This window comes from Halorientalis marina, from assembly GCF_023028345.1.
Lineage (GTDB): Archaea > Halobacteriota > Halobacteria > Halobacteriales > Haloarculaceae > Halorientalis > Halorientalis marina.
On record NZ_CP095487.1, the window covers coordinates 1,879,579 to 1,896,326 of the forward strand.

The following is a 16,748-nucleotide window of genomic DNA, read 5'->3' on the forward strand; positions in this document are numbered from 1 at the left end:
CCCATTCACAGCCGGGCCCTGGGGGAGCCCGGCCCCGTCACCGTCAGTCGGCGGCCCTGTCGAGGTCACCGAGCCCGACGGCGACGGCCTCCCGACCGGTCGGGGTGGGTTCGTCTAACGACAGTTCGACGACGGGTTCACCGCCCTTGAGCGTGTACGTGACCGACGTGATCGTCCCCGCACACTCCGTCCCGTCAACCGTCGTCCGTGCTCGCCGGCCGCGCAATCTATCAGCGAACTCGTCGGGCATATCGTTTCCCAGGAAATCGTCCCTCCTTGGCTTTACGGCTCACGACGAGCCACCGTGGTAGAACTGTCGAGACGCGCAGTGACCTCGTTCGGGATGCCCGGTTGCGGATATCAATCGGTGCGTGCGTTGCGGGGGAGTTCCGCGACGCAGTCCTGGCAGTACCGGAACTGGGCGGTGTTGAGTGCCCCGCAGTTCGGGCAGGCGACGTGGTGATCGCCCGTCTCTCGGGTGCCCTCGGCCGCCGCCGCTGTGCTGCTCCCTCCCGTCTCGGTGGCGCTCGACATTCCAGACCGGCGGTAGAGATACCAGAAGACGAAAAACTGGGCAACCGCGAGTGCGAAGACGGCTCCGTGGACCCATACCTCGGCCCTCATTGCGGGTACGAGATACGGTCGGGCAACACTAAACCGTTGTGCCAGTCGCCGTATCGACCGGTCCTGGTTCGGCTTCGGGCGACTCTCCTCCGAACAGATAGGATTTCTCACACGGCGCGGACGGCGTCACGGGTGACCTTCCACTATGGAACTCGCCCCGCGGTCGCTGCTAGCTGTCCGGTTCCTTCGTTCCCTGGCGAGTGCCACTCCACCCCTCTCCGTCGGTTATTCCTGAAAAACTACCGCATAAGTTATACCGATATTACAAGTGACACCTACCGCTCGTTTCGATGGTGTTGGATGATGGTATTGGGGTAAAATTTTAGTGGGAAAACGGGGTATATTCACACGTGGAGGTGCCCAGAGCCATGACTGATAGTGACGACGTCACTCGGACCGCTCGACGCGAGAGACCGTTCGGTCTTCTCGCCTCGCTGTCACACTACGACATCGTGCTCGCCGTCATTCCGGTGGCGTTCCTGGTGAGCGTCCTCGTGGGGCACCTGCTCCCGATCTCGACGCGAACGGCACTGCTCGCCGCCGCGCTGATCGGGTCCATCGCGATGGCCGACGCGCTCTTTTTCAACCCTCCAATCCGCCCCGACGGCGAGTGACGCTTCGCCTCGCCGCCGTTGGCGTCTCACTCGGTAGCGACCCGTCCATCACCGGGTAGCCCGCCCCCACCGATAGCCGTCACTCCGACTCCACTGCCTCCGCCTCGGACTCCGTGACGCGGACGCCTTTCTCCTCCAGGTGGCGGAGCCGCTGGCGTGCGAACTCCTCCTCGTTCGAACCTCGCGTGGCGAGGACGTAGACGAGCGACCGCCCCTCCGGCCGCATCGTCCGGCCCGCGCGCTGGGCACCCTGGCGGCGGGAGCCGCCCAGGCCCGACGCGACGATAGCCAGCTCCGCGTCCGGGAGGTCGATTCCCTCGTCGCCGACCCGCGAGACGAGCAGCGTGTCCCGCTGGCCGGTCCGGAACTCCTCCAGGAGTCGCTCCCGGCGGCTGTGTGGCATCTCTCCGCTGACGAACGGCACGTCGAGCGCCGCCGAGAACTCGCGGCCCTGGTCGAGGTAGTCGACGAACACCAGTGCTTTCTTGTCGGCGTGGCGGGCCAGGAGGTGCCGGACCTCCTCCAGTTTCGCCGGGTTCGTGGCCGCCTGCTGACGGCGCTCGTGCCCGTTACTGCTCACGTACTGGTTCCGGCTGTCCTCGTCGGCCCAGGGGACGTACCTGATCTGGACCTCCGGCTCCGCGACGAAGCCCGCGTCGAACAGCGCGTCCCAGTCCGTCCCGATGGGTGGCCCAATGAGCGTGTAGATTTCTTCCTCCTTGTCGTCCTCGCGGACGGGGGTCGACGAGAGGCCGAGCCGGTGTTTGGTCTGGAGGTCCGCGCTCCGCCGATACACCGCGCTCGGGATGTGGTGTACCTCGTCGTAGACCACGAGCCCCCACTGGCGGCTGTCGAACAGTTCGCGGTGGCGGTCCATCCCGGCCGTCTGGTACGTGGCGATGGTTACCGGTCGTACCTCCTTCGTCCCGCCGTGGTACTCCCCGATCTGGTCCTCGGTGAGGGTCGTCCGGGCGAGAATCTCCTCGCGCCACTGCCCGACGAGTTCGCGGCTCGGGACGAGCACCAGCGTCTCCCCGCCGACGCGGGCGAGGATGCCCAGCGCGGCGACGGTCTTGCCGGCCCCCGGCGGCCCGACGAGGACGCCGGATTTCGTCTCCATGAACTGCTCGACCCAGGCGTGCTGGTAGTCCCGCAGGTCCAGCGTCAGATCGAGGTCGAGCGCCTCGCCGGTATCGAGGTCGCGCTCGTCCTGCACGGGGTAGCCGGCTTCGTAGAGGATGCGCTTGACCGCCGAGACGCGGTCCTCGGCGACCCAGCTCTCGGTGTCGGAGATGGGCGCTCGCAGCTGGTCGTCGTCGAGTTTCTCGCGGGCGACGTTGCCCATCAGGCTCTCCGAGGCGGCTTCGAGGACGACGTACCCGTCCTCGTGGGTCCGGAGCGTGAACCGGTGGGCGCGCTTCCACTGGTCCTCGATCCACTCCTCCAGCGCGGGGACGCGTTCGGGAAGGACGTCCCGGACCGTCGTCAGAAGCTCCTCGAACTCCTCGTACGGGGCGTTCCAGATGTCCTCTCGACGGATTTCGTAGAGGTAGCCCCTGTGGGTGGTGTCGACCAGATGGGCGAACTGGGACAGCTGTGCCCGCGTGAACTGCGTGGGGTGGTCGACCACGACCTCGCGGCGCTTCGGGAACGGGATCACCCGTTCCCGGTCGGTCAGCCGCGACCAGTCCGTCGGGTACCACACCACCGGGTCCGTGGACACGTCGAGTCGCTGGAGCAACTCCTCGTCGACGAGCGCCCCGAGCGACTCGCTGGCGGCCTCCTGTGAGCAGTCCAGTTCCTCGGCGACCCGGGCGGCCGTCACGACCGGGCGGCCGATCCGCTGGATCAGGTCCGTGAACGCGTCCGCGTCCAGGTCCGGCCCGCTCTCGGTGCGACTGCCGTCCCCCGCTTCTGTCGCCGCGTCGTCGGCGTCGTCGGTCACTGGCTCCGTGTAATCGCCGAACGGTCAAACGGTTTGCGTGTGCGGGCGGGGCCAGCCCCGAATCGGCGGCGGCCGCGGGGACCCGATTAAGTGACTCCCGGTCGTACCCCGCCGTATGTACGACCGGATTCTCGTCCCGACGGACGGGAGCGAGGCGGCGCAGGCGGCCGCACGCGAGGCCATCGACCTCGCGGCTGAAGTCGGCGCGGAACTGCTCGTCGTCTACGTCATCGACGAGAGCGCGAGCAACCTCTTCGTGAGCACGAAACCGATGAACGACGCCATCGGCGAGATGAAACAGCATGGTACGGACGCTGTCGCGGACATCGAGGCCATGGCAGGGGACGCCGACGTCCCGGTCACGACGGACGTGGTCCGCGGGATGCACATCAACGAGGCCATCGTCGACTACGCGACCGCGAACGATGCCGACCTCGTCGTGATGGGGACCTTCGGGCGCCGCGGCGTCGAACACCTCATCGGCAGCACGACCGAGCGCGTCCTCGCGAAGACCGAAATCCCGGTCCTTTCGGTGGCGATATCGAAATCCGCGGACGGTGACCCGGCCGCGGAGTGACGGTCAGGGCGCCTCGGTCCACCAGTCCGAGCGGATTTCGCGGTAGCTCGGGTCCACGAACGGGTCGGGGAGGTCCGACTCCACGATGCCCAGCGAGCGCCCGACCCAGTAGCCGACGTGCCAGCCCCGTGCGTCGGCGTCGAGCCCCGAGACCGTCACGTTCAGTCGGTCGTAGGTCTCGATAGCGCCGTCCCCGTCGAGGTCGGGGCCGAACAGGCCGCCACAGCTCCCCTCGTCAGGACCACACGACAGCTGCTCCGGGAACGAGACGAAGACGTTCGCCTCCGTCGGCGTTTCGACCAGCCGGAAGGTTACGTTCGAAGGGACCGACTCGTCCACGTCTCGAATCCGGTTGTAGTAGTCGACGACGTGGCGCACCTGCTCGCGGGTGGCAGTCCGCTCGTCGTCCGGGAGGTCCGCCGTGGCGACGTACACGCGGAAGTCCGTCGTCCCCCAGGGGTACGCCCGCTCGGTCGCATCGGGCCGTTCGACGGTGAACAGGGTGTTGTTGGCAGTCATGTACGACTCGGGCGGCTCGCCGTGTCCGATCCCGAGGACGTGCCCGAACTCGTGGATCATGACGCTCCGGGTGCTCCGCCGATCGAATCCCGCCTCGATCCGGACGGTCGCCGGCCGGTCCGGTTCGGTTCCGCGCTCGATCAGCGGCGCACAGCCGACCAGGTACTCCCCCTGGTCGTAGCCGCAACTGCCCACTTCCTCCCGGATTTCGACGCGGACGTCGGCGTCGGCGGTGTCGTTCACGAGCTCGAAGGCCACCTGATAGTCCGCCAGCGCGATGTGATTCTGCCAGTAGTCGAACGTCTCCAAGAGTGCGCGCTCGTAGTCCGTCCGTTCGTGGCCGTTTCGGACGAGCGCGACCGAGACCGTCCGCTCGCCCCAGGGGTTGTCGGCCGTGGTCGCCGTCCCGTCGTCTGTCGTCTCGCCGTCGGCGGGGTCGCCGATCTCGGTCGTCCGACTCGCTGCCGTTGGCGTGGCCCCGGTGGTCGCCCGTTCGTCCGTCGCGGGTGCCGTGGCTGTCGAGTCCCCCGTCGTCGGCCGCGGGGTCGCGGCGGGCGACCGGTCCTCGGTCGGCGTCGTGTCGGTACCGGTGTCGACGGGGAGGCCGCTACAGCCGGCCAGGAGGACGACGACACCGAAAAAAAGCGCAACTCGCATCCGTCGGCTCTCGGCGGTCGTCGAAGAAGTACCTGCTGGCCGTTTCACGATACCTAACCCCGCTGACTCCCCGCGCTGTCACTGGATGTACGAGGGGTCTTCGGCGTCGCAGGTGTCCTCGTGCTGTGCGGCGTCCTGCTTCTCGTCGAACAGCATCCCACACTGCTCACACTCGTACCAGGTCGCGTCGTCACGCTCGGTCTGGACCACCATACGTGAGGGTCGTGTGTCCGGCGTGAAAACCGTTCCCCCGGGGAAGCCTGAAGCACGTGGACCCAGAAGGGGTGGATATGAGCCACGGTGGCGGTATCGAACTCACGGTCAAGGGCGCGGACAAGCGCGACGCCGGCCGCGGCGTCGCCCGCCTGCCGGAGCCGGCGCGCCAGCGACTCAACGTCCTCAGCGGCGACGCGGTCGTCATCGAGGGCGAGAAACGGACCGTCGCGAAGGTGTGGCCGATGCGCGACGGCGGCGACGACGTCATCCGCATCGACGCCGACACCCGCGCCAACGCCGGCGTCAACGTCGGCGACACCGTCACCGTCTCCACCACCTCCATCCAGGACGCGACCGTCGTCACCGTCCGCCCGACCTCCGCGCTCCCCGACGACGAGGGCGTCGACGACCGGGTCAAAGAGCGACTGCTCGACCGGCCGATCCGGGAGGGCGAGCGCGTCAACGTCGAGGGGATGGGCACCTTCGTCGTCTCCCTCGCCGACCCGACGGGGCCGGTCAGGATCACCGAATCGACCGAGTTCTCGGTTCTCGATGGGATGACCGTCGATCTCGACGGGGATCTGGGTGCGGCCGGCGGCGAGACCGCTGAGACGTCTGCAGGGGGGACGTCCGGCGACGACGCCGACGAGGCCGCCGGACTGGGCGTCACCTACGAGGACATCGGCGGGCTCGACGACGAACTCGACACGATCCGGGAGATGATCGAACTCCCCCTCTCGGAGCCGGACGTGTTCCGCCGGCTCGGTATCGACCCGCCGAAGGGCGTCCTGCTCTACGGCCCGCCCGGAACCGGGAAGACCCTCATCGCCCGCGCGGTCGCGAACGAGGTCGACGCCCACTTCCAGACCATCTCCGGGCCGGAGATCGTCTCGAAGTACAAGGGCGAAAGCGAGGAACAGCTCCGGGACGCCTTCCGCACGGCGTCGGACAACGCCCCGGCGATCCTCTTCATCGACGAGATCGACTCCATCGCGGGGACGCGCGACGAGGACGCGGACATGGAAAACCGGATCGTCGCCCAACTGCTGACGCTGATGGACGGGCTGGCGGAGCGGGGCCGCGTCATCGTCATCGGCGCGACCAACCGCGTCGACGTCATCGACCCCGCCCTGCGTCGCGGCGGCCGGTTCGACCGCGAGATCGAGATCGGCGTCCCCGGCGAGACCGGGCGGCGCGAAATCCTCGATGTTCACACCCGCGAAATGCCCATCGCGGACGACGTGGACCTCGACCGACTGGCGGCCCGGACCCACGGCTTCGTCGGCGCCGACCTCCAGTCGCTCGTGACCGAGGCCGCGATGAACGCCCTGCGGCGAACCCGCGCGGAGCCGATGGTCGCGCGCGATGACTTCGAGGCGGCCATGGCCGCCGTCGACCCCTCGGCGATGCGGGAGTACGTCGCCGAAAAACCCACGAAGACCTTCGCCGACGTGGGCGGGCTGGAGGCCGCACAGCGCAAACTCGAGGAGGCGGTGATGTGGCCGCTCTCGTACACCGAACTGTTCGAGGCGACGGCAACGGACCCGCCCTCGGGGGTCCTGCTCTACGGCCCGCCTGGGACTGGGAAGACACTGCTCGCGACGGCGCTGGCCGGCGAGAGCGAGGTGAACTTCATCCGCGTCGCCGGCCCGGAACTGCTCGACAAGTACGTCGGCGAGTCCGAGAAGGCGGTCCGGGAGGTGTTCGAGCGCGCCCGACAGGCCTCGCCGGCCATCGTCTTCTTCGACGAAATCGACGCCATCGCCACCCAGCGCGGCGGGGGGAACGAGGCCACCGAGCGGGTCGTCTCACAGTTGCTGACCGAACTCGACGGGAACGCCGAGGACCCGAACGTGGTCGTCATCGCTGCCACGAACCGGAAGGAAGCTCTCGACCCCGCGCTGCTGCGCCCGGGTCGGCTCGAAGAACACGTTCCGGTTCCCGAACCCGGCGAAAACGAGCGTCGCGCCATCCTCGAGGTCCACACTCGTGACAAACCACTCGCCGAGGACGTGGACCTCGACCGGCTGGCGGCCGAGACGACCGAGTACTCCGGTGCCGACCTCGAATCGCTCGTCCGCGGCGCGTCGATGCGGGCCATCCGCGAGTTCGCCATCGAGCACGGCCCCGAGACCGCCGCCGAGCGGGCCGACGAGGTGTCCATCCGCAGGAGCCACTTCGACGCCGCGGCCGACGACCTCGACAGCGACCTGTGACCGACCACCGCCGCAGTCACCACCGACTGACCCGGTGACGGCGGCGTCCAACAGGAACATTTATTATAGATAGGGCAAAACGGTGAGGTAAGCCGATGATTTCGACCGTACGCGTACACCGACTCCTTCTTTGAGACGCGTAGCGGTATCGGCATCGAACGTCCGCCCCCGACTTCCAACAATGAGCACACGACTCCGAACCGACGACAGTCGACCTACGACGACGACCAGCACGGAAACGACCGGCGCGCAGTTGATGTTCGCGACCGACAACGAAGTCCAGATTCGTGGCCTCTTCGAGGCCGAGAGCGACGACCACGGCGCCTGATCGCTTTTTACGACTTCACACCAGCCCGAGCGTCGCCAGCCCGTCGAACCGGAACAGGAAAAAGTACAACTGGACGATGCCGGCCAGCACCATCACCACGCCGGCGAGGCGCGTGATCTGTCCCGTCCGCGCGGAGACGCGGCGAAGAAGCGTGTCGCGGCCGACCGCGGAGAGTGTCGTCACGGCGATCATCAGCACGCTCATGCCAGCGGCGTAGGCGCCGAGCATGGCCGCCATCGAGGTCGGGCCACCGGCGAGGCCCAGGCCGACGATGGCGATGAACGACGGGGCGGTACAGCCCGCCGCTGCCGCCGCGTAGACGACGCCGAAACTGAGGTAGCCGAGCGTCGACCGTTCGCGCTCGGGCAACTGGAGATGTAACGACGACGCCTGGAACCGCCCCAGTGCCATCCCGATTCCGAGGACGATCAACAGGACGCCGACGACGAGTTCGAGGACGCTGACGTTCCTGAGCGCCTGCTGGCCGACGAGGACCGCAATCGCCGCGAGGGCGCCGTAGACGAGAAAGAACCCGAGGCTGGTGACGACACCGACGTAGGCCGCCCGCCCGAGCCGGTTCGGGAGCGGCCGGCTCGTGTCGTCGTCCCCGCTGGACCCGAGGTAGTAGGCCACGTAGCCCGGCAGGAGCGGGAACGCACAGGGGGCGAAGAAGGTGACCGTGCCAAAGGAGAACGCGAGGCCGAGTTTGAGCGACCCGAGATCGATCATTCCTGCGCGGCCTCCACCTCGGCGGCGATGTCGTCGGCTCGCACGAGGCCGGTGTGGCGCCAGGCCTCGGTCCCGTCGGCGTCGAGCAGGAGCGTCGTCGGCAACTGGCCGCCGACACCGTACTCCTCGCCGGTCGTGATGTCGGGGTCGCTCGCGACGTTCCAGGTCCCCTCGTACTCCCGCCAGAACGACTCGATTGCGGCCTGCTCGGTCTCCCAGGTGATCGAGAGCATGTGGATGTCGGGGAAGTCGGCGCGGACCTGGCGCAGTTCGTCCATCATCGGCTTGCAGGGGGCACACCACGTCGCGAAGAAGTCGAGCAGCGTGACCGAATCCGGTGCCCGGACCGGCACCGTCTCGCCGGAGGAGCCGGCCACGTCGTAGGTGTCGAGGGTCAACCCCGCCGGCGTCGACTCGTCCGCGGCGCCGTCGCCGCCGGCAGCGCTCCCGGGAAGGCTGGTACAGCCGGCGAGGGCGGCCAGCGCCACACCGCTCGACGCGAGGACCGCGCGGCGGCTCCGGTCGTCCATACCGTTTCTCACGCGTCGGTGGTGAAAAACGACTCGGCGTGTGTGCTATCGCGGTACACACCCCCACGCGGTATATGTGGCTGTGACTACCAGAGGACTGTAATGCGCCGACGGGCCTATCTCGCCTCGCTCACCGCGGCGGTCGCGGCTGCCGCGGGGTGTCAGGGTGGTCGTTCCGGGGACGGGCAGGGGACCGACACCGGCATACCGGGCACGGCCGCGACCGCGTCCCCCGCGACGCGAACGCCGGGTCGAGTCACCGGGACGGCAGTCGACGGGACGGACCTCCCGGTACCCGACTCGGCGCTCGACCGCGGCGCGCCGCGTGACGCCATCCCGGCGATCACCGACCCCGTGTTCGGTGCCGACTGGAGCGACGTGACCCAGCGGTCACAGGGGTACGATAGCTCACTTCCGGAGGGACTGGCGCTGAACGACGACGACCAGGTCATCGGCGTCGAGCGCGACGGCCGGGCGCGCGCCTACCCCCTGCGCGTGCTCAACTGGCACGAGGTCGTCAACGACACCTTCGCGGGGCCGCTGCTGGTCACCTACTGCCCGCTCTGTGGGAGCGCGGTGACGGCCGAGCGCCGCGTCGACGGCGAGCCGACGACCTTCGGCGTCTCCGGCCTGCTCTACAGGGCGGACCTCGTGATGTACGACGAGGCGACCGAGAGCCTGTGGAGTCAGATACTCGCACAGGCCATCCAGGGGCCGGCGACCGGCGACCGACTCTCGCTCACCCCGTCGTCGTTCACCGCCTGGGGTTCCTGGCGTGAGGCCCACCCCGACACCGAGGTCCTCCTCCCGCCGCCGATCTCGGACACGGTCGCTGGCCGCGTCCGCCGCCGGTACGCCGTCGACCCCTACGCCGCCTACGACGACAGCCGCCGGATCGGTATCGGCGACCGCGAGGACGGCGGTCGGCTCCACCCAAAGACGACGGTCGTCGGCGTGACCAGCGGCGACACGAGCCGTGCGTACCCGCTCCCCGCCGTCCGCGAGGCCGGCGTCTTGAACGACACCGTAGGGGACCTGCCGGTCGTCGTGACCGTCGGCGACGACGGCCGCCTGTACGCCTACGACCGGCGCGTCGATGGAACGACGCTGACCTTCGAGCGGGACGGCGACGCGCTGGCCGCGGGCGGCTCCCGGTGGTCGGTCGCGACGGCGACGGCTACCGATGGCTCCTACGAGGGCACGACGCTCGACCGGGCCAACGACCGCTCGCCGATGTTCTGGTTCGCGTGGCGCGATTTCAACCCCGGAACGGACGTCTACGGCGACGGCAGTGCCGGAACGACGCCCGTCGGGTAGGAAGGCCGTGGCACAGCCACGGTCACCTCACAGAGCGGTCACGGCCGCGCGGAATCCCGTGGGTTGATACCGCGGCCGGGCGTCGGCCGCCGATATGCCTGCCGACCGACTGCGACGGGCGAGCGCGGCCGCTGGCGCTCTCGCGCCGGTACTGACACTGGGGGCCATCTTCGCCGCGACCCTGCTCTCGCCGTCGTTTTCGTGGACGGCGAAGGCGCTCTCGAACCTCGGCGGCCCCGACGCGGCCGTCGCGACGCCGACGACGCGACTGCTGTTCAACAACGGCCTGCTCCTGGGCGGCCTCGTGGGGCTCGGGTTCGGGCCGACGCTCCTGGCGGCCCGCCGGAACGCCGTCGAACTCGCCGGCGTCGCCCTGTTCGGCCTCACGGTGGTCGCGATGGCACTGATCGGCGTCTTCCCGCAACACCGCGACCCGCACTTCGCGGTCGCCGTCGCGTTCTACGTCCTGCTGTCGCTCGCGTGCTGGACGTACGGCGCGGGGAACGCCCTCGCCGGCGCGCGTCGGCGTGGCCTGCTGACAGCCGGTGCGGGGGTCGCGAACCTCGCGGCGTGGGTCGTCTGGGGGCTGACCGGCCCGTTCGTGCGGCCCGGGCTGGCGCTGCCGGAGATCGTCGGCGCCACGGTCTTCGGCGTCTGGGCGGTGGCGACGAGTGTCGACGTCCGCCGTCGGCTCGGGCTCGGCTAACCGTCCCAGCGCTGGCTCCATTCACGTGTACGTCGCCGCGAACTGCGTGATGGAGTTGTCCGGGCCGGCGACGATGAGGTCGTCGTCGGCCGCGAACTCGAAGTCGGGACCGAAGTCGGTGATGACATCGCCGTTTCGTTCGACGGCGATGATCGTCGCGCCGGTCCGGGCGCGGATGTCCTCGCCAGCGGGGGTGTCACCAGCCAGTTGGTCCGCACCGAAGCGGACGATCTCGACCTGCTGGTCGAAGGAGATGACGTCCTCGCCGAGGATAGTCGAGGCGAGCATCCGGCCGCTGACGGTCGATAACGCGAGCACGTAGTCCGCCCCCGCCTGGTAGATCTTCCGGACGCTCTCGCTCCCGTTCGCGCGGGCGACGATTTCGACCTCGGGTGCCAGCTCTCGGAGGACGAGCGTGGCGAAGATGGTGGTCGTGTCGTCCGGGAGCGCGAGGATGACCGTGCTCGCGTCGTCGATGCCGGCCGCCTCCAGCGTCGCTTCGTCGGTCAGGTCGCCGACGACGTCGACGTCTTTCTCGCCGTCTCTGTCGACCGTCACAGTCGGGATGTCGTTTTCCGCCAGCGCCGTCGCGACCGTCGATCCGACTTCACCGTAGCCGCCGATAATGATCCGCCCCGTCCGGAACTCCTGTCTCTCCGAGAGGGTCAGCTCCTTGAGCTGTTCGAGCTGTCGTTCCTGGCCGGCCACGAGTAGAACGGTCTGCTCGTCGATCAGGGCGTCGGGGGACGGGGGGGAGACGAACTCGCCGCGGAACCAGGCGCCGATGACGTTCGCGCCGGTCCGCTCGCGGATGCGGCTCTCGGTCATCCGCGTCCCCGCGATGTCGCTGTCGGCCTGGACCGGGAACTCGACGATCTCGAAGTCCTCGCCGATCTCGACGGCGTCGCCGATCTCCGCCGAGACCGACCGCGAGACCTTGCTCGCGATGCTCTGCCCGATGAGCTGTCGCGGGGAGTAGACGTGGTCGGCGCCCGCGTACCGGTGATACGTCTCGATCTCGGGCGTCTGGACGAAGGTGATGACGTCCGTCTCCGGCGAGACTCCCTTCGACGTCAGGGCGATGCTGGCGTTGGTCTCGTCGTCCACGTCCGCGACCACCGCACGCGCCGCGTCGACGCCGGCGTTCTCCAGCGTTGCCCCGGATTCAGGGTCGCCGTGAACCACTGGCAGGTCCTCCTCGACGAGTTCCACCGCCTCGTCGCGGTCCGATTCCACGACGACGTACGGAATGTCGAGGACATCGAGTTCGTCCAGTAGCGCTCGAATCCGGGGTGAGAACGCACAGACGACGACGTGGTCCTCGACGCCGTCGACCGCCCGGGGCGGCGTCGTCGAGATCGTCTCCTCGAACAGCGGGAACAGCAAGACCGGCAGCGCGAGGAAGATGAGGACCACGCCGGTCAGGTCCATCGCGATTATCAGGAGGTTCGACTCCGGCGTCGTCCACGGCGAGTCCGAACCGAACCCCGTGGTCGTGAACGTCTCGACGACGACCTGTGCAGCGTGAAGGACCGTCACCGGATCGTCCTCGTAGGTCGCCATCACGTGGTGATAGAGACCCACGTACACGAGCATGACCGCGACCAGCCCCACGAGATAGTAAACGGTCCGGCGGCGCCACGTGTCCATCAGTCACTCCAAGCGGGCACCACCTCTTTCCTCTTTCGGAGCACCCCCGCCGGGTTTTAGTGGATCGAGCGGCATGTGAACGTGTGTCACGAGAGATTACTCACGACGCGACCGGACCGGAGATCGTCGGCGAGGACGACATCGGCGAGAAAGGGGACATCGCGATCTGTATGTGTGGCCTCTCGGCCGACTACCCCTTCTGTGACGGCTCGCACAACGCCACGGCCGAGGAGGAAGACGGCGTCCGCTACAAGTACGAGGGCGACGACGACGAGAATCCGCGCCACGAGATCGCGGAGATCGTCTTCGGAGACGAGGACTGATACCGGTACTACGACCTCGCTTCCGTCGCTCCCGGTTCGAAACCCGCCGAACGCTTTTTCCCCTCGGGGCCGACCGTCGAGAGGATGACTGCCGTCGAGACGACCGGCCTGACGAAACAGTATGGCGACCTGGTCGCGCTGGACGACTGCACGCTCTCCGTGCCCGAGGGCGAACTGTTCGCCCTCCTCGGCCCCAACGGCTCCGGAAAGACGACGACCATCGAAATCCTGACCGGCCAGCTCGAACCCACCGCCGGTGAAGCACGCGTCCTCGGCCACGACCCCGTCACGGACCCGCTCGCGGTCCGCCGGGCCGTCGGCATCCTCCCCGAACGGGAGGACCCGCCGAGTTTCCTCACGCCCCGGGAGTACCTGGAGTTCGTCGGCGCGGTGCGGGGCATCGACGGGACGAGCGCCCGTATCGACGAGTGGGCCGACCGCTTCGAGTTCCGCGAGAAACTCGACACGCTCGCGACCGACCTCTCGGAGGGCGAGCGCCAGCGGGTCATGCTCGCCGCCGCCTTCGTCCACGAACCCGACCTCGTCTTCATCGACGAACCGCTCGTGAACCTCGACCCGCTCATGCAAGAGGAGATCAAGGGTCACTTCGTCGACTACTGCGGGCGTGGCAACACCGTCGTCCTCTCGACGCACTTCATCGAGGTCGCGGAGGAACTCTGTACGCAGGTCGCCATCGTCTCGGACGGGCGGCTGGTCGAGGAACGCGACCCCCGCGAGTTGCCCGACGGCATGTCGCTTCTCGACGTGTTCCGCGCCGAGGTCGGCATGGCGAACGCCGCCGCGGGCTCACCCTGACATGACGCTCACGACCGACCTCTTCGTCCGGATGTGCCGCGAGGAGTGGCGCCTCCACGAGGAACTGTTCGGGAGTCGCCGGTTCGCCGCCCTCCCCGTCGTCGTCTTCCTGCTCGTGCTCGGCGGCTTCGAGTTGCTCGCGGCCACCGGCACCGACTTCGGCGCGGTCGTCGCCGGCCTCCACGGCCTCGTGTTCTTCCTCGGCCTCCAGGTCGGCACCATCGGCCTCGTCGGCCGCGACGCCCTCCGGGACGTGCTCGGCGACGTGACGCTGCTGGTCTTCTCGGCCCGGACGCTCCCGGTCTCGTGGAACCGCCTACTCGCCGTCTTCCTCGTCAAGGACCTCTGTTACTACACCGCCTACTTCGTCACGCCGCTCTCGCTGGCTCTCGTCCCGAGCGCGCTCGGTGCCGGCGTCGCCGTCCCCCGAATCCTCCTTCTGTGGCTCACCCTCGTCGGCGCCTTCGGCCTCGGGACGGCCGCGAGCCTGACGCTCGCGGGGGTCGCGACCCGGAGCAAACCCCTCGTGATCGTCCTCGTCGCGGCGGTCGTCGTCGCCATCTTCGCCGGGCGCGTCGACGTCGTCGCGTACACGCCGTACGCGCTCTACGCCGAGCCGTCGTCGCTCGCTGCGGCCCGCGGGTTCGCCCCTGCCATCGTCCTCGCCGTCGTCGGGCCGCTCCTCTTTCGGCCCGTCGAGGGGCGCGCACAACGGACCTCGCCGGAGCGGTTCACGCGGCTCCGGGGCCTCCTCCGAGACGACTCCGGGCTGACGACGCGGCCGCTCCTGGACGTGGCTCGCTCCTCCGGCTCGGTCTGGAAGGTCCTGTTCTCGATGGGCGTGCTCTTCGCCGTGACCGCCCTCCTGCTCCGGCAGATCGTCGCCGCCACCGGGCTCCAGCCCTCGCCCGGAATCGCCTTCGGAACCCTGCTCGGACTCGGTGCGTTCACGACCTATTCGTGGGTGACACAGTTCGACGCATCCGCGGAGTACCTCCGTTATCCGGTGTCGATGGCGACCGTCTTCGCCGGCAAGCGACGCGCGTACCTGCTCCTCTCGGTTCCGGCCGGACTCGTCTATCTGGTGCTCGCAGTCGTCTGGTACGACCCGCTCTCGCTCGCGGTCGGGGCCGTCGTTCTCCCGCTCGTCGCCGTCTACGTCTTCGGTGTCACCGCGTTCGTCGCCGGACTCTCGCCGACCGAATTGCTGTTCGACACCGCTCGCTTCGTGGCCTTCGGGGCCGCACTCGCGGCCCTCGCGGTCCCGCTTCTCGTCGCGGCCCTCGTCTACCCGGTCGCTCCGACCGCGACGCTCGTCGGTTCGCTCGCGGTCGCGGCCCTCGGTGCGGTCATCGGTCTCGCCCTCACGACGCGGGCCGGGCCACGGTGGGAACGGCGACTCCGGTCCTAGGCCGAGACGGCCCGTGAGCGAGACTCGGCATCCGTCACACCCGGAGGATATTTGCGTATCGCATCTCTCCGTGTTACCCGTGTACACTCCTCGTCGGTCCCCGTGTCGAGCCGTTTTGCCAACTGCGTCCCACACATCACTGACCCACCACGCATGAGCGACCCGGGGCCGCTCAGCGTACTGGTCGTCGACGACAGCGACTTCTTCGCGGAGATGACCGCGAACACGCTCGCCGACGAGCACGGGATGGACGCGGAGTGGGCCTCGGACGCCGAGGCGGCCCTCGACGTCCTCGCGGAGCACGAGATCGACTGTATCGTCAGCGATTACGAGATGCCCGGGACCAACGGACTCGAACTCAAGGAACTCGTGGAGGAGCGCCACGGCGAAATCCCGTTTATCATCCTCACGGGTCGGGGTGACGAGACCGTCGCCGCCCGCGCCATCTCGGCCGGCGTCGCCGACTACATCCTCAAACTGGAGGTCGTCGAGGACCAACAGTACCAGCGGCTCGCGAACCGCATCGAGACCGCCGTGGACCAGCGCCGCGCACAGAAACGGTACGAACTCCTCGTCAAGAACACGCCGGACGCTGTGGCACAGGTCGCCGCCGACGGCGAAACCCTGGCCGCCAACCCCGCGATGGCCGACCTCGCGAACGCGACCCGAGACCGGCTGGTCGGTACCGACCTGACCGAGGCCGTCCCCGAAATCGGCGCGGACCTGCTCTCGGTCGGCTGTAAGACGGTCGAGGACGGCCGCACGCGCCGCGAGGAGGTCCAGCTCGGCGACCGGTTCTACCAGACTATTTTCGTCCGGGTCGACATCAACACCGAGCGCAACACCTTCCAGCTCATCGCCAGGGACGTGACCGAACGCACCGAGCGGGAACGGGAACTCGAACGGCAGAACGACCGCCTCGACCAGTTCGCCTCGACGGTCTCTCACGACCTCCGGAACCCGCTCGACATCGCGCAGGTGAACCTCTCGGTCCTCGAAGAGGAGTTCGACGAGGTTCCGCCGGAACTCGAACAGGTCGACGAGTCCCACCGCCGGATGGCCGACCTCATCGACGACGTGCTGACGCTCGCGAAGCAGGGCGCGACCATCGAGGCGACGGAGCCGACCGACCTGGGCGCGGCCACCGAGGACGTGTGGCCCTACGTGAACGCGCCCGACACCGACCTCGTGGTCGAGACCGACGGGGGAGTCGAGGCCGACCCCAGCCGGCTCCAGGAACTGCTGACGAACCTCCTCCAGAACGCGGTCGACCACGGCGAGGCCGAGACGATCCGCGTCGGGACGACCGCCGACGGCTTCTTCGTCGCCGACGACGGCGAGGGCATCCCTCCGGAGGAACGCGAGGACGTGTTCGAGACCGGCTTCTCGACCGCCGAGGACGGCACCGGCTTCGGCCTGGCTATCGTCCGCGAGATCGCCGACGCCCACGGCTGGACCATCACCGTCACCGCCAGCGAGGACGGCGGCGCCCGATTCGACATCACCGGCGTCGATTCCGCCTGACGCGCCACCGATGGCCTCCTCGTCCGGGGCTGCCGATTCCCGCGCG

Annotated in this window: 18 protein-coding genes; 10 read left to right on the forward strand and 8 right to left on the reverse strand. The window is 68.5% G+C overall.

The window, feature by feature from the left end; all coding sequences use genetic code 11:
- Positions 1-43: 43 nt before the first annotated feature.
- Complete coding sequence (locus MUG96_RS09490) at positions 44-250, reverse strand: hypothetical protein (RefSeq protein ID WP_246981917.1); 207 nt, start codon at positions 248-250, stop codon at positions 44-46.
- A gap of 110 nt (positions 251-360) precedes the next feature.
- Entirely contained in the window at positions 361-624 is a 264-nt protein-coding gene (locus tag MUG96_RS09495; protein WP_246981926.1) for a zinc ribbon domain-containing protein, read from the reverse strand.
- 368 nt (positions 625-992) lie between these two features.
- Between MUG96_RS09495 and MUG96_RS09500 the strand changes: the two genes are divergently transcribed.
- The gene (locus MUG96_RS09500; protein WP_246981928.1) at positions 993-1,238 is read left to right on the forward strand and encodes a DUF8015 family protein; all 246 of its coding nucleotides are present in this window, start codon (positions 993-995) and stop codon (positions 1,236-1,238) included.
- 79 nt (positions 1,239-1,317) lie between these two features.
- Here MUG96_RS09500 and MUG96_RS09505 read toward each other — a convergent pair whose 3' ends face one another.
- Complete coding sequence (locus tag MUG96_RS09505) at positions 1,318-3,183, reverse strand: DEAD/DEAH box helicase (RefSeq protein WP_373221641.1); 1,866 nt, start codon at positions 3,181-3,183, stop codon at positions 1,318-1,320.
- Positions 3,184-3,298: 115 nt separating this feature from the next.
- Here MUG96_RS09505 and MUG96_RS09510 point away from each other — a divergent pair, with 115 nt between their 5' ends.
- The gene (locus tag MUG96_RS09510; RefSeq protein WP_246981930.1) at positions 3,299-3,760 is read left to right on the forward strand and encodes a universal stress protein; all 462 of its coding nucleotides are present in this window, start codon (positions 3,299-3,301) and stop codon (positions 3,758-3,760) included.
- A 3-nt stretch (positions 3,761-3,763) separates the two neighbouring features.
- Here MUG96_RS09510 and MUG96_RS09515 read toward each other — a convergent pair whose 3' ends face one another.
- Entirely contained in the window at positions 3,764-4,936 is a 1,173-nt protein-coding gene (locus MUG96_RS09515) for a matrixin family metalloprotease (protein ID WP_246981931.1), read from the reverse strand.
- 78 nt (positions 4,937-5,014) lie between these two features.
- Positions 5,015-5,149, reverse strand: a complete 135-nt coding sequence (locus MUG96_RS24150; RefSeq protein ID WP_256465377.1) for a DUF7128 family protein — start codon at positions 5,147-5,149, stop codon at positions 5,015-5,017.
- A gap of 77 nt (positions 5,150-5,226) precedes the next feature.
- Between MUG96_RS24150 and MUG96_RS09520 the strand changes: the two genes are divergently transcribed.
- On the forward strand, positions 5,227-7,368 hold the full coding sequence (locus MUG96_RS09520) for an AAA family ATPase (protein WP_246981933.1): 2,142 nt from the start codon (positions 5,227-5,229) through the stop codon (positions 7,366-7,368).
- Between the two features lie 181 nt (positions 7,369-7,549).
- On the forward strand, positions 7,550-7,696 hold the full coding sequence (locus MUG96_RS09525) for a hypothetical protein (RefSeq protein ID WP_246981935.1): 147 nt from the start codon (positions 7,550-7,552) through the stop codon (positions 7,694-7,696).
- 15 nt (positions 7,697-7,711) lie between these two features.
- Here MUG96_RS09525 and MUG96_RS09530 read toward each other — a convergent pair whose 3' ends face one another.
- On the reverse strand, positions 7,712-8,425 hold the full coding sequence (locus MUG96_RS09530) for a cytochrome c biogenesis CcdA family protein (RefSeq protein WP_246981937.1): 714 nt from the start codon (positions 8,423-8,425) through the stop codon (positions 7,712-7,714).
- Entirely contained in the window at positions 8,422-8,955 is a 534-nt protein-coding gene (locus tag MUG96_RS09535) for a TlpA family protein disulfide reductase (protein ID WP_246981939.1), read from the reverse strand. Before MUG96_RS09535 ends, MUG96_RS09530 begins: the two co-directional genes overlap by 4 nt.
- Positions 8,956-9,057: 102 nt before the next feature.
- On the opposite strand from MUG96_RS09535, the gene MUG96_RS09540 reads away from it, so the two are divergent.
- Together MUG96_RS09540 and MUG96_RS09545 are read left to right on the forward strand one after the other, a co-directional pair.
- Positions 9,058-10,272 carry a DUF3179 domain-containing protein gene (locus tag MUG96_RS09540; protein WP_246981941.1) on the forward strand — a complete coding sequence of 405 codons (1,215 nt, stop codon included), beginning with the start codon at positions 9,058-9,060 and terminating at the stop codon, positions 10,270-10,272.
- Positions 10,273-10,366: 94 nt separating this feature from the next.
- Complete coding sequence (locus MUG96_RS09545) at positions 10,367-10,978, forward strand: DUF998 domain-containing protein (protein WP_246981943.1); 612 nt, start codon at positions 10,367-10,369, stop codon at positions 10,976-10,978.
- 21 nt (positions 10,979-10,999) lie between these two features.
- Here the strand turns inward: MUG96_RS09545 and MUG96_RS09550 are convergent, their stop codons facing one another.
- Positions 11,000-12,628, reverse strand: a complete 1,629-nt coding sequence (locus MUG96_RS09550) for a potassium channel family protein (protein WP_246981945.1) — start codon at positions 12,626-12,628, stop codon at positions 11,000-11,002.
- 83 nt (positions 12,629-12,711) lie between these two features.
- On the opposite strand from MUG96_RS09550, the gene MUG96_RS09555 reads away from it, so the two are divergent.
- The 4 genes from MUG96_RS09555 to MUG96_RS09570 all read left to right on the forward strand — a co-directional run bounded on the left by MUG96_RS09555 (position 12,712) and on the right by MUG96_RS09570 (position 16,702).
- The gene (locus MUG96_RS09555; protein ID WP_246981947.1) at positions 12,712-12,951 is read left to right on the forward strand and encodes a CDGSH iron-sulfur domain-containing protein; all 240 of its coding nucleotides are present in this window, start codon (positions 12,712-12,714) and stop codon (positions 12,949-12,951) included.
- A gap of 84 nt (positions 12,952-13,035) precedes the next feature.
- Positions 13,036-13,767 carry an ABC transporter ATP-binding protein gene (locus MUG96_RS09560; protein ID WP_246981949.1) on the forward strand — a complete coding sequence of 244 codons (732 nt, stop codon included), beginning with the start codon at positions 13,036-13,038 and terminating at the stop codon, positions 13,765-13,767.
- 1 nt (position 13,768) lies between these two features.
- Entirely contained in the window at positions 13,769-15,178 is a 1,410-nt protein-coding gene (locus MUG96_RS09565) for a hypothetical protein (protein WP_246981951.1), read from the forward strand.
- A 153-nt stretch (positions 15,179-15,331) separates the two neighbouring features.
- Entirely contained in the window at positions 15,332-16,702 is a 1,371-nt protein-coding gene (locus tag MUG96_RS09570; protein ID WP_246981953.1) for a sensor histidine kinase, read from the forward strand.
- The last annotated feature ends 46 nt before the right edge of the window (positions 16,703-16,748 follow it).

Bases quoted from the DNA above. Each gene is read 5' to 3' on its own strand.
- MUG96_RS09550 (WP_246981945.1), bottom strand. From the start codon at position 12,628: ATGGACACGTGGCGCCGCCGGACCGTTTACTATCTCGTGGGGCTGGTC.
- MUG96_RS09530 (WP_246981937.1), bottom strand. From the start codon at position 8,425: ATGATCGATCTCGGGTCGCTCAAACTCGGCCTCGCGTTCTCCTTTGGC.
- MUG96_RS09560 (WP_246981949.1), top strand. From the start codon at position 13,036: ATGACTGCCGTCGAGACGACCGGCCTGACGAAACAGTATGGCGACCTG.
- MUG96_RS09525 (WP_246981935.1), top strand. From the start codon at position 7,550: ATGAGCACACGACTCCGAACCGACGACAGTCGACCTACGACGACGACC.
- MUG96_RS24150 (WP_256465377.1), bottom strand. From the start codon at position 5,149: ATGGTGGTCCAGACCGAGCGTGACGACGCGACCTGGTACGAGTGTGAG.
- MUG96_RS09510 (WP_246981930.1), top strand. From the start codon at position 3,299: ATGTACGACCGGATTCTCGTCCCGACGGACGGGAGCGAGGCGGCGCAG.
- MUG96_RS09545 (WP_246981943.1), top strand. From the start codon at position 10,367: ATGCCTGCCGACCGACTGCGACGGGCGAGCGCGGCCGCTGGCGCTCTC.
- MUG96_RS09570 (WP_246981953.1), top strand. From the start codon at position 15,332: ATGAGCGACCCGGGGCCGCTCAGCGTACTGGTCGTCGACGACAGCGAC.
- MUG96_RS09515 (WP_246981931.1), bottom strand. From the start codon at position 4,936: ATGCGAGTTGCGCTTTTTTTCGGTGTCGTCGTCCTCCTGGCCGGCTGT.
- MUG96_RS09520 (WP_246981933.1), top strand. From the start codon at position 5,227: ATGAGCCACGGTGGCGGTATCGAACTCACGGTCAAGGGCGCGGACAAG.
- MUG96_RS09495 (WP_246981926.1), bottom strand. From the start codon at position 624: ATGAGGGCCGAGGTATGGGTCCACGGAGCCGTCTTCGCACTCGCGGTT.
- MUG96_RS09535 (WP_246981939.1), bottom strand. From the start codon at position 8,955: ATGGACGACCGGAGCCGCCGCGCGGTCCTCGCGTCGAGCGGTGTGGCG.
- MUG96_RS09490 (WP_246981917.1), bottom strand. From the start codon at position 250: ATGCCCGACGAGTTCGCTGATAGATTGCGCGGCCGGCGAGCACGGACG.
- MUG96_RS09540 (WP_246981941.1), top strand. From the start codon at position 9,058: ATGCGCCGACGGGCCTATCTCGCCTCGCTCACCGCGGCGGTCGCGGCT.
- MUG96_RS09500 (WP_246981928.1), top strand. From the start codon at position 993: ATGACTGATAGTGACGACGTCACTCGGACCGCTCGACGCGAGAGACCG.
- MUG96_RS09565 (WP_246981951.1), top strand. From the start codon at position 13,769: ATGACGCTCACGACCGACCTCTTCGTCCGGATGTGCCGCGAGGAGTGG.